The sequence below is a fragment of the Gimesia maris genome (assembly GCF_008298035.1).
GTDB classification, from domain to species: domain Bacteria; phylum Planctomycetota; class Planctomycetia; order Planctomycetales; family Planctomycetaceae; genus Gimesia; species Gimesia maris.
Window position 1 is genome coordinate 5,496,520 of the sequence record NZ_CP042910.1, and the last position, 11,562, is coordinate 5,508,081.

General features: G+C 52.9%; 7 protein-coding genes. All 7 read left to right on the forward strand.

Annotated elements, in window-relative coordinates; all coding sequences use genetic code 11:
* Positions 1-89 precede the first annotated feature (89 nt).
* The 7 genes from GmarT_RS20265 to GmarT_RS20295 all read left to right on the forward strand — a co-directional run bounded on the left by GmarT_RS20265 (position 90) and on the right by GmarT_RS20295 (position 11,556).
* Positions 90-1,091 (forward strand): DUF1559 domain-containing protein, encoded by a 1,002-nt coding sequence (locus tag GmarT_RS20265; RefSeq protein ID WP_002644093.1) that lies wholly within the window; start codon positions 90-92, stop codon positions 1,089-1,091.
* Positions 1,092-1,187: 96 nt separating this feature from the next.
* Positions 1,188-1,643 (forward strand): peptidase associated/transthyretin-like domain-containing protein, encoded by a 456-nt coding sequence (locus GmarT_RS20270; protein ID WP_154900436.1) that lies wholly within the window; start codon positions 1,188-1,190, stop codon positions 1,641-1,643.
* A gap of 406 nt (positions 1,644-2,049) precedes the next feature.
* Complete coding sequence (locus GmarT_RS20275) at positions 2,050-3,534, forward strand: circularly permuted type 2 ATP-grasp protein (protein WP_002644091.1); 1,485 nt, start codon at positions 2,050-2,052, stop codon at positions 3,532-3,534.
* A complete protein-coding gene (locus GmarT_RS20280) occupies positions 3,534-4,538 on the forward strand; it encodes an alpha-E domain-containing protein (protein WP_002644090.1) in 1,005 nt (334 codons plus the stop codon). Before GmarT_RS20275 ends, GmarT_RS20280 begins: the two co-directional genes overlap by 1 nt.
* A 58-nt stretch (positions 4,539-4,596) precedes the next feature.
* The gene (locus GmarT_RS20285) at positions 4,597-7,962 is read left to right on the forward strand and encodes a transglutaminase family protein (protein ID WP_002644089.1); all 3,366 of its coding nucleotides are present in this window, start codon (positions 4,597-4,599) and stop codon (positions 7,960-7,962) included.
* Positions 7,963-8,107: 145 nt separating this feature from the next.
* Positions 8,108-10,648, forward strand: a complete 2,541-nt coding sequence (locus tag GmarT_RS20290; protein WP_187782312.1) for a circularly permuted type 2 ATP-grasp protein — start codon at positions 8,108-8,110, stop codon at positions 10,646-10,648.
* Positions 10,645-11,556, forward strand: a complete 912-nt coding sequence (locus tag GmarT_RS20295) for a transglutaminase family protein (protein ID WP_002644087.1) — start codon at positions 10,645-10,647, stop codon at positions 11,554-11,556. Before GmarT_RS20290 ends, GmarT_RS20295 begins: the two co-directional genes overlap by 4 nt.
* Positions 11,557-11,562: the final 6 nt, after the last annotated feature.

Consider the following 11,562-nt stretch of genomic DNA (forward strand, 5'->3'; position numbering starts at 1 on the left):
TAATAATCGTTAACAATGGCACCCTAATTGCATAAACTAAACAGCATGTTTGAAATTCCCTCCTTTATTATCTTCACAGGAATCCTACCATGTTGAATCACAAACCCCGAAAGCGCGGCTTTACGCTCATTGAATTACTGGTGGTCATTGCCATTATCGCCATTCTCATCGCGCTGCTGTTGCCTGCCGTGCAACAGGCACGTGAAGCAGCCAGACGTTCCACCTGCAAAAACAATATGAAGCAGTTGGGACTGGCCATGCACAACTACAATGAAATTTACACCTCATTACCCATTGGCACTCAAACGGGATCCTATCCCAACTGGCGGGTCGCGATTCTGCCTTACATCGATCAGGCCAATGTATATGCGCAATTAACGAGAGCCGATGGCTACTGGGCACATTCAGGATTTCCCGGTAACACAGTGCTGTATTCGGTCAGGTTACCCGTCTACAAATGCCCTTCGAATCCCAATGGTATGACAAACACCACAGATTTCAGTCTGTCTGACAGTAATTCCGATGCCAGCCTGCAGAGTATGATCATTGATTATGTCGGAATTTCCGGCGCCACTCCGGATCCGGCAGGTCGTACCAATGTCTGTACCGGTGATGTACTGGCCAGCAGTTCCAGCAACTGTAACACCGGCATGTTGATTCCCTATGTCAGCAGACGTTTTCGTGACTGTACTGACGGAACTTCCAACACCATCATCCTGGCAGAACAGTCCGGTCTGGTGAATGGAACTCAAAAAAGCGCGAACGCACTGGGAGCCTGGCACGGCTGGGCGAACGCCAGCCTGTCAACCTGGAACGCCGGCACCACTCTGCCAATGGCTTCAGGTGGGTACTACTATGCAGCGGGAACTACTACGGTCCGTTACCCCCCCAATGCTTACTGGAAATCTGGTGCACCTACCCAGGGCGCCAGTGCCTATTCGGCAAATACCATCCTCAACTCTCATCATGTAGGCGGAGTCCATGCCGTCCTGACTGACGGTTCCGTGCGATTTCTTTCCGAGAACATCGATATGGAAACTCTCAGACAGCTCTGCGTACGTGATGATGGAAAAGTAGTCGGCGAGTATTAAACCAGCCTTCCCGTTTTCCCTGGCAGATCCTGCCCTGTGCAATCTGCCGGGGAACAGCTTTCTCAATTTACTTTCACAATTATTCGACCTGAAGATATGAAAACGACGATCCTCCCAACTGCCTCACACTCCCTCCGCCACTCACTGGTCATCAGCGGTTGTGCGCTGCTCTTCCTGCTGGAACTGTCCGGCTGCAGCAGGACACCTGGAGCTGAAAAACCCCGCGGTTCGGTGACCATCCAGATCACGAATGGAACTGAGCCGGTCACAGAAGGCCAGGTTGACCTGGTCAATGAACAGACTGGTGAAGGGGGTGGCGGTGCATTAAACAGTGAGGGGACCGCCAGCCTGGAACAGGTTGCTCTCGGATCTTACACCGTGACCGTGAATCCGCCTCCTCAGGAACCGGTTATCCCCGGGCAGGCCCCGCCCGAAGTGAAAAGCTACGAAAACATTCCTTCAAAGGTACGACAGATAAAGACCAGTCCGTTTAAGCTGGAGGTCAAATCCGGTGCCAACGAGTTCGCCTTTGACCTCAAACAGGCGGACTAATCTGTTCGACCCCTGAATTCGGAGAAAGCCTATATCTTTACCTGATATGAACCTGATTCCTGAGACTTGATCTATACGAATTGCGCGCCGCTGTGTTATGCTGAAGCGAAGCGATATTCACTCGATCTCAATCGTCGGTTGCTGCACAGATCCAGAGAATGCTGAACGTAATTAAGCTTTCCGTATTAACGAAAGGTCATGCTTAATTATCAGGCAAACACCTGAGATATCTGCTGTCTTTGTGCGCGATACTTCCACGAGAGAAAAGTGTTGTATGGTAATTTAATCATAGATTCAAGTTATCAACGATTACTTGCTTAATACGGCACGCAATCTGCTTAATTTGTATTTCATACATCAGATTTACAGCAATTCCGTCTTAAAAGGCTCGTTGAGGAATCGTTTGATGAGGTTAGCTCCCTACCAGTACAGTGAAACTTTCGATGAGATGTTTGCCCCGGATGGCACACCCCGGCCCAGTGGGCAAAAGTTTGTGGAACGACTGCAGACACTCACAGAAGGCAGTCTGCAGCAGCGTCAGAAAGCAGCTGAAATCTCACTGCAGAATATGGGGATTACGTTCAACGTCTATGGTCACGAAGCCGGTACCGAAAAAGTCTGGCCCTTCGACCTGCTCCCCCGCATCATCGATGCCTATGAATGGAAGACCATTGAAAGCGGGTTGAAGCAGCGAATCCACGCCTTGAATCTGTTTATCGATGATATCTATAACGACTGCAAAATCATCAAAGATGGAGCCGTTCCTGCAGAACTGGTTCAGAGTTCGAAAACACTCCGGGCACAATGCAAAGGCTTTCATCCTCCCCAGGGAGTCTGGTGTCACATTACGGGAGTCGACCTGATTCGTGATCAGGACGGTCAGATCTATGTCCTTGAGGATAACCTGCGGTGCCCCTCGGGCGTTTCCTATGTCCTGGAAAACCGGGAACTGATGAAACGCACCTTTGCCCCGGTCTTCCAGGGTATGTCGGTCGCTCCCATCGAAGACTATAACGAACAGTTACTCAAAACCCTGCTAGACTGTGCACCGGAGGGTGTGAATGATCCGACCGCGGTCGTACTCACACCGGGCATTTACAACTCAGCCTACTTTGAACATACCTTCCTCGCTCAGCAGATGGGCGTCGAACTCGTGCAAGGTCCCGACCTGGTTGTGGAAAACGGCTATGTTTTCATGAAAACCACTAAGGGACTGCGGCGGGTTGATGTGATCTATCGTCGCATCGATGACGACTTTCTGGACCCCAAAAATTTCCGTCCGGACTCCGCGTTAGGCGTCGATCACCTGATGGATGTCTGTCGGGCCGGCCGCGTCACTCTGGCCAACGCCCCAGGTACGGGAGTGGCAGACGACAAAGCCGTGTATGCTTATGTTCCCGATATCATCAAATATTACCTGGGGGAAGATGCCATTCTCCCCAACGTGCCCACTTATTTATGCTCCGATGCCAAACAACGTGAGCATGTCCTGGCCAATCTCGATAAGCTGGTTGTGAAACCAACCAATGAATCCGGCGGTTATGGAATCCTGATGGGACCACATGCGACTCAGGAAGAACGGGACAAAACTGCCGCCGCGATAAAGTCCAACCCGCGCGAGTGGATTGCGCAACCCATGTTAAAACTGTCAACGGTCCCCACCCTGGTGGGCGATGAACTGGAACCTCGACACGTTGACCTCAGACCTTTTGTACTCTGTGGCAAAGATATCTATGTCATGCCCGGCGGTTTAACGCGTGTTGCCCTGCGGAAAGGGTCGATGGTGGTCAACTCGTCACAAGGGGGGGGCAGTAAAGACACATGGATCCTGCGTAATGGTCACTCTCATTCTGAGACAAACCCTGCGACAGCAGTTCTGGAGAAGTTTTGATGCTCAGTCGCGTTGCGAGTTCCGTTTACTGGTTAAGTCGTTATGTCGAGCGTGCTGAGAATGTGGCGCGGTTTATTGACGTGAATTACAATCTGACACTGGGAGAATCCGATTCACTCGGAGACCAGTGGGCGCCACTGGTTTATACCACCGGCGATCAGATCCCCTACGAAGAACGCTATGGTGCGCCGAATCGGGATAACGTCCTGAAGTTCCTGTTATTCGATGAAAAAAACCCCAATTCCATTCTCTCGTGTGTCTCTTATGCACGGGAAAATGCCAGAACCATTCGTGAAATCATTCCGACGGTCGTCTGGGAACAACTTAATCAGTTCTATTTTATGGTACGTTCAGCCGCAGGAAGTCCCGTAACACTGGATCAGCCTCAGGAGTTCTGCGAACGCGTGCGACTGGCCAGCCACATGCTGGTCGGCGCGACGGAAGCCACCATGTCACATGGAGAAGCCTGGCATTTTTCACGAGTGGGAAGGCTGATTGAACGGGGCGACAAAACTTCGCGAATTGTCGACGTACAATATTACATACTGCTGCCGGATGCCCGGGATGTCGGTAGCGCACTGGATGTGGTTCGCTGGTCTGCGCTGTTAAGATCAGCCAGCGCACTGGCCATGTACCGCAGACAATACGGAAAAATCACACCTGAACGTGTAGCGAATTTTTTGATTCTTGATACGTACTTTCCCCGTGCCATGCACTTCTGCCTGAGGAAGGCTCAGGAGTCGTTACGATCTATCACGGGAAGTCACGCCGGAACCTTTCAGAATCTGGCAGAACAGCGGATGGGCCTGTTGTGTTCCACGATGGACTACACCAGTGTCGAGGATATTATTCAGCAGGGATTGCACCAGTATATTGACGGCTTTCAGAATCAGTTGAACTCAGTCGGCGAAGCGATTCATGAAGATTTCTTCATAGCGCAGCAGACAGAGAGTCAGAGTCAGGCTCAAACTGCTAACGAAAACAGCCAGTCGCAAACCAGTTAAGCACTCAACGATAGACATTCCTGCACTTTTATCCTTCTTCTACGATTGATTGAATATCATGATCCGTGTCGCATTGAACCATAAGTCGGTCTACCACTACGATCGTTACGTCGAGCTGGCTCCACAGCTGGTTCGCCTTCGCCCTGCACCACACTGCCGGACTCCGATCCGCAGTTATTCGCTGCGTGTCACTCCCGTCCAGCATTTTGTCAACTGGCTGCAGGATCCACACAGCAACCATCTGGCGCGCCTCGTGTTCCCGGAAAAGACCAACATGCTGCAGGTGGAAGTCGATCTCGTCGCCGAAATGACGGTGATCAATCCGTTCGATTTCTTCCTGGAACCAGAAGCAAGCAACTATCCATTTACTTATGAACAGATCCTGAAAAAAGATCTTCAGCCATTCCTGGATACGATTGAACCAGGACCGGAATTTGCCGCCCTGCTCGCTTCAATCGACCGTTCCGAAATCAAGACCATCGATTTTCTGGTTTGCATGAATCAGCGACTTCAGAATATGATCCGCTATGTCATTCGCATGGAACACGGTGTGCAGACACCCGAAGAAACCTTACAGCTGGGCAGCGGTTCCTGCCGTGACAGTGCCTGGCTGCTGGTTCAGTTATTCCGGCATCTGGGACTGGCAGCCCGGTTTGTCTCCGGATATCTGATTCAGCTGAAACCCGATATTGAATCGCTGGACGGCCCTTCCGGTGCTGCCGAAGATTTTACCGATCTGCATGCCTGGACCGAAGTCTTTCTGCCCGGTGCCGGCTGGATTGGACTGGATCCGACATCCGGTTTATTTGCAGGCGAAGGACACATTCCCCTGGCGTGTACTCCCGAGCCACTGAATGCAGCGCCGATCTCAGGTACTGTCGAAAAATGTGAAGTCACCTTTCACCACGAAATGTCGATCTCACGTGTCCATGAAGATCCCCGTATTACCAAGCCTTATACGGATGAAGTCTGGGAGCGGATCGACAGTGTCGGACAGCAGGTCGACAAGGCCCTGGAAGCAGGAGACGTCCGCCTGACCATGGGGGGCGAACCAACGTTTGTTTCCATCGATGATATGGACGGCGACGAATGGAAAACAGCGGCTGTCGGCCCTACAAAACGCGGGCTCGCAGGAAATCTGATTGAACTGCTGCGACAGCGATTTGCACCGCAGGGAATGATTCATTACGGACAGGGGAAATGGTATCCCGGCGAATCGTTACCACGCTGGGCGCTGACCTGCATGTGGCGCACCGACGGACAGCCCATCTGGAATGACCCCATGCTGCTGGCTGCTCCCGAAGAAAATTATGAACACGATATTGAACATGCGCAGCTGTTTGCCACGACCCTGGCGAAACGGCTGGGACTCAACCCCGAATATGTTGCCACCGCGTATGAAGATGCGATGTACTATATGTGGAAGGAACGTCGCCTGGCTGTGAATGCCGATGTGCTGAATTCCGATCTGGTCGATGAAGAAGAGCGTATTCGGCTGGCTCGCGTCTTTGAACGCGGTCTCGGAGCCCCGGTCGGCTGCATGCTGCCGCTGATGCATCAGTGGTGGAATGCCAAACCACGCTGGATGAGCGGCACCTGGCCTGTCCGCTCAGAACAGCTGTTTTTGATTCCCGGCGATTCCCCCATGGGTCTGCGACTGCCCCTGGATTCACTACCGGCACCTCAGCCGGGTGAGTATGCCCCCACACCGGTCGTCCCGTTTGAAGCCACCAGTGATCTCCCCGAATACGATCAGCTGCGTCAGCAGTCGGCCTATCATCAGACCGCGCAACATGTCACCGGCAACGTACAGCACCAGGTACTGCAGCGTGTCGGCGCGGGGGGTGGATTTGACACAATCGACCTGGAACAGGAACCCGAAGCCGAAACGCCACCGCTGGAACCAGCAGTCATTCGCACGGCGATGTGCTTTGAAGCACGCGATGGCGTACTGCATATTTTCATGCCCCCTGTGGATCATCTGGAAAGCTATCTGGAACTGCTGGCGGAAATTGAACAGACCGCTGCCGAACTGGAAATCCCGGTCATCGTGGAAGGTTATCTGCCTCCGAATGATTACCGGCTGCAGCATATCAAAGCCACTCCTGACCCTGGTGTGATCGAAGTCAACGTACATCCCGCCAAAAGCTGGCAGGAGCTGGTCGACATTACGTCCGGAGTCTATGAAGACGCGCGTCACTCGCGACTCGGAACAGAACAGTTTGACCTGGATGGCACGCACAATGGGACCGGGGGAGGCAATCACTTTGTGATGGGCTCCCATACGCCGCACGACAGCCCGTTTTTACGACGCCCGGACCTGCTGAAAAGCCTGCTCGCTTACTGGCATAACCATCCCTCGTTGTCCTACTTCTTCTCAGGCCGCTTCATTGGACCCACCAGTCAGGCGCCGCGTGTAGATGAAGGCCGCTGCGATGCGATCTATGAACTTCAGATCGCATTCGAACAGATTCCCGAAAAAGGCGAATGCCCTCCGTGGCTGGTCGACCGGGTATTTCGACACCTGCTGGTTGACCTGACCGGAAATACACACCGCGCCGAGTTCTGTATCGACAAACTCTATTCGCCTGACTCTGCTACCGGCCGCCTGGGTCTCGTGGAATTTCGGGGATTTGAAATGCCTCCGCACTGGCAGATGAGTCTGACTCAGCAGTTGCTGTTGCGGGCTCTGGTCGCTCATTTCTGGAACAAACCCTATAAAGTCGATCTCGTGGACTGGAATACGTCCATTCACGATCGCTGGTTGCTCCCGCATTTCATTCAGCAGGATTTTGAAGATATTATTTCCGAATTAAATGAGGCAGGTTTCGACCTGGACGCCAGCTGGTTCGGGCCACACTATGAATTTCGTTTCCCGCATATCGGCGAAATGCAATACCGGGGGATTCATGTAGAACTGAGAACGGCTATCGAGCCATGGTATGTTCTGGGTGAAGAACCTGCCGGTGGTGCAACCGCCCGTTTCGTGGATTCTTCCGTGCAGCGTCTACAGGTGAAAGTCCAGGGCATGTCCAATGGACGGCACATTCTGCTGTGTAACGGTCGTAAAATCCCTCTGCATGCCACAGGTACGGAAGGAGAATTTGTCGCCGGCGTCAGATACCGGGCCTGGCAGCCACCCAGCTGCCTGCATCCGACGATCCCCGTCGACGAACCACTGGTATTTGATCTGGTGGACACCTGGGTAAATCGTTCAATAGGTGGCTGTACGTACCATGTGGGTCATCCTGGCGGGCTGAATCCGGGAACGTTTCCAGTCAATGGTTACGAGGCGGAAAGCCGCCGCGCAGCACGGTTTTTCAAGATGGGTCATACAGGAGGAACCAGTTCTATACCTGAAGATGAAAAAAATGCCATGTTTCCGCTGACACTTGACCTTCGCCGAAACCGGGGCATTGTGTAAGATTACTCCAACTGAGTATTGGGTTTAGGGAGGAACCGATTCCTGCGCTGCCGGGGATTTACCGCCCGCCTGACATCTACATCCGATCTCGGTGCAGTCACGCCCATTAATGATTCATCGTATCACATTAGGATTACCTTCAACCGTGTCCACACCGCCGCTCTCTGTCAACAACATTTTTGAGGGTTACACGCCTCCCGGGGGAGCGTACGATGAGTTCCTGCTGGACACAGGACAACCTCGTCAGCATGCGAAAAATTTTCTCGATACCGTTGTGAAAATCGGTCGGGAAGAATTTGAACATCGCTGGCAACAGGCACAACGCACAGTACAGGCCAATGATTTCGCCTATAGCGGTGTTGTGACCCCCAAAGATCAGCCACGCCCGTGGGAACTGGATGCGATCCCGTTTCTGATTTCCTCTGCCGAATGGAAAACAATCTCGACGGCACTGCGTCAACGGGCGCAACTGTTAAATCTGGTTCTGAAAGACCTGTATGGAAAACAGACGCTGTTAAAAAATGGAGTACTGCCTGCGGAACTCGTATATTCTCACCCCGGATTTCTGCGTTCTTATCATCGGGAACAGCTGCGCAACGACTGTTTTCTGCACTTTTACGCCGCTGATCTGGCCCGCTCTCCCAACGGAGAATGGTGGGTGTTAGCAGACCGGACGGAAGCTGCTTCCGGGATTGGCTTCGCACTGGAAAACCGCATTCTGACTTCGCGTATGTTTCCTGAACTCTTTCATCAATGTAATGTCGAGCGGCTGGCACCGTTTTTTATCGCAGCCCAGGAAACACTCCGTAAATTGGCACCACAGAGTCTGGAAAACCCGCGAGTCGTCCTGCTCAGTCACGGCCCGACCAGCCCCAATTACTTTGAAGACGCCTACCTGGCGCGTTATCTGGGTTATACACTTGTAGAAGGGGGAGACCTTGCCGTCCGCAAAAACCAGGTAATGCTGAAGACGCTCGGCGGCCTGATTCCCGTGGATGTTATCTTTCGCCGTCAGAACAGCCGGGATTGCGACCCGCTGGAAATGAAATCTTCGAACTCCCGACTCGGCATCTCCGGACTCACGCAGTCTGCCCGCTCCGGCCAGGTAGGCATCGCCAATGCACTGGGCAGTGGACTGATTGAATCCGTCGCCTTCATGGCTTTTATGCCTCGCCTGAGTAAAGCGTTATTGGGTTCAGAACTGCTGATGCCCGGCGTCGCTTCCTGGTGGTGCGGTGACCAGGAACAGTTGGGCTATGTCCTGAAAAACCTGGAGAAACTTACCATTTATCCTGCGTTTCGAATCCGCGGTAAAGACAATCCTTCGGTTGAGTCACTCAATCAGATGTCACCGAAGAAACTGACAGAACTGATCAAATCTAATCCCTCCGGCTTTGCTGCCCAGGAGAAAGTCATCCGCTCCAGTGTTCCCGTCTGGCGGGGTCAAATCCAGCCCGCGCATCTCTCATTGCGTGCCTATGCGGTTTCCAGCGGTGAATCTTACATGGTGATGCAGGGTGCCCTCGCTCGCACGTCGCCCAACCTGGATCCGCTCGAAGTCTCGATTCGTAAAGGGGAAGGCAGTAAAGATGCCTGGATTCTTTCAGATCAGCCGGTCGAACATATCACACTGCTGAATGAACAGGGAAGAACCATCTCACTCAAACGGAGTGGTTCAGAATTACCGAGTCGCGCTGCAGATAATATTTTCTGGCTGGGACGACAGCTGGAACGGGCCGAAGCACTGGCACGATTATTACGCAGTGCCGTCAATCGACTCAGTGGGGAAACGCGTTCAACCAGTGATCTGGAAGTTCCCGTGCTCCTGCGTTGCCTTGCGGATCAGGGACAGATTGAACCGGGTTACGCCATCGATAAAATGCGGAACCAACTGCCCCCCATCGAACATGTCCTGCCAACGGCAGTCTTCGATAAAACACAATCGTCCTCCCTTCGTGCAATCGTGGATGAACTGTTTCGTCTGGGTTCCATTGTACGCGACCGGATTTCACTTGATACCTGGCGCATCATCCGCCGTATCGATAAAGGTTTCCAGCCACCCCGCTATGGAACAACCAACCTGTCTGATGTGCTGACCATCACCGACGACCTGATTACCGAACTCGCCGCTTTCAGCGGAATTGTGATGGAAAGCATGACGCGTACCCAGGCGTTTCGATTCCTCGAACTGGGACGGCGCGTGGAGCGTTCACTGCAGATCATCAGCCTGGTGAAAAATTCATTTGTGCCGATGCCCGAAGTTCCCAGCCCGATTTTTGAAACCGTGCTCGAAGTTGCCGACAGCCTGATGACTTACCGTTCCCGTTACCTGTCAAACCTGCAACTCGGGGCGGTGCTCGACCTGGTACTGACAGACGAAACCAATCCACGATCCCTGGTATTCCAGTTCATGCAACTGGCCAAACATGTGGAACGACTGCCCCGCAATCGCGAGTTACCCGGATACACTTCCGAGCAGCGACTCGTGATGACCCTGCTGCATTCCGTTCGCATGCTGGACATTCAGGAAACAGCAGATACACACTGCCTGGGAGACTACGAACCACTGGAAAAACTGATTGAAACCTGGGATTATCAGCTGCCGAAACTGTCTGAAGCAATTTCACACCGGTACCTGGTACACGCTGTTCCCTCTCACCAACTCTCAGACATCATTCCACAATGAAATACAAAATCACTCACACTACGAAGTACGCATATTCCCAGGCGGTTCCCGTCTGCCACAACCTGGTGCACCTCGCACCGCGCGCGTTACCCGTTCAGATGTGCAAAGAATTTCAATTGTTGATCCACCCGGAGCCTTTCAGTATCACACATCGTAAAGACTACTTTGGAAACGATGTCTCTTATTTCTCGATCGATCAGGCTCACATGGGGCTGAGTGTCACCGCGACCAGCCAGGTATCTGTAATGGAGCCCCCGCCCGTCGCAGCCGCAGAAACTCCTGCCTGGGAAAACGTAGTCCGGCAACTGAAGGAGGAACACACCGCAGGGGTACTCGACGCTTATCAGTACACCTTCGAATCGCCGGGAGTAAAACTGTTTCCCGAATTAGCAGATTACGCGAAAGTCTCTTTTACGGAAAATCGTCCGATCCTGGAAGCAGTTCTGGATTTGACGGCCCGCATCAATAAAGAATTCAAATACGATCCACGTGCTACCAATGTGAATACGGAAATCAGTGAAGTGTTTGAGCAACGGCATGGGGTCTGCCAGGACTTTGCTCATTTTCAAATCGGCTGCCTGCGTGCCTTGAACCTGGCAGCCCGCTATGTCAGCGGCTATCTGAGAACCAACCCACCCCCGGGCAAACCGCGGCTGGTCGGCGCAGATGCCTCCCATGCCTGGCTGTCTGTGTATTGTGGAGATAAAGCAGGCTGGATTGACGTCGATCCCACGAACAACGTCCAGACATCCGCCGACCATATTACAGTTGCCTGGGGCAGAGACTATTACGATGTCTGCCCCATCCAGGGAACAATTGTCGGAGGAGGCGAGCATCGTATGACGGTCTCTGTTGATGTCGCACCGGAAGAACCCCAACCAGCGCCGCCGGCAGCCAATGGTGCCTGAACCCCA

Bases quoted from the DNA above. Each gene is read 5' to 3' on its own strand.
- GmarT_RS20265 (WP_002644093.1), top strand. From the start codon at position 90: ATGTTGAATCACAAACCCCGAAAGCGCGGCTTTACGCTCATTGAATTA.
- GmarT_RS20270 (WP_154900436.1), top strand. From the start codon at position 1,188: ATGAAAACGACGATCCTCCCAACTGCCTCACACTCCCTCCGCCACTCA.
- GmarT_RS20275 (WP_002644091.1), top strand. From the start codon at position 2,050: ATGAGGTTAGCTCCCTACCAGTACAGTGAAACTTTCGATGAGATGTTT.
- GmarT_RS20280 (WP_002644090.1), top strand. From the start codon at position 3,534: ATGCTCAGTCGCGTTGCGAGTTCCGTTTACTGGTTAAGTCGTTATGTC.
- GmarT_RS20285 (WP_002644089.1), top strand. From the start codon at position 4,597: ATGATCCGTGTCGCATTGAACCATAAGTCGGTCTACCACTACGATCGT.
- GmarT_RS20295 (WP_002644087.1), top strand. From the start codon at position 10,645: ATGAAATACAAAATCACTCACACTACGAAGTACGCATATTCCCAGGCG.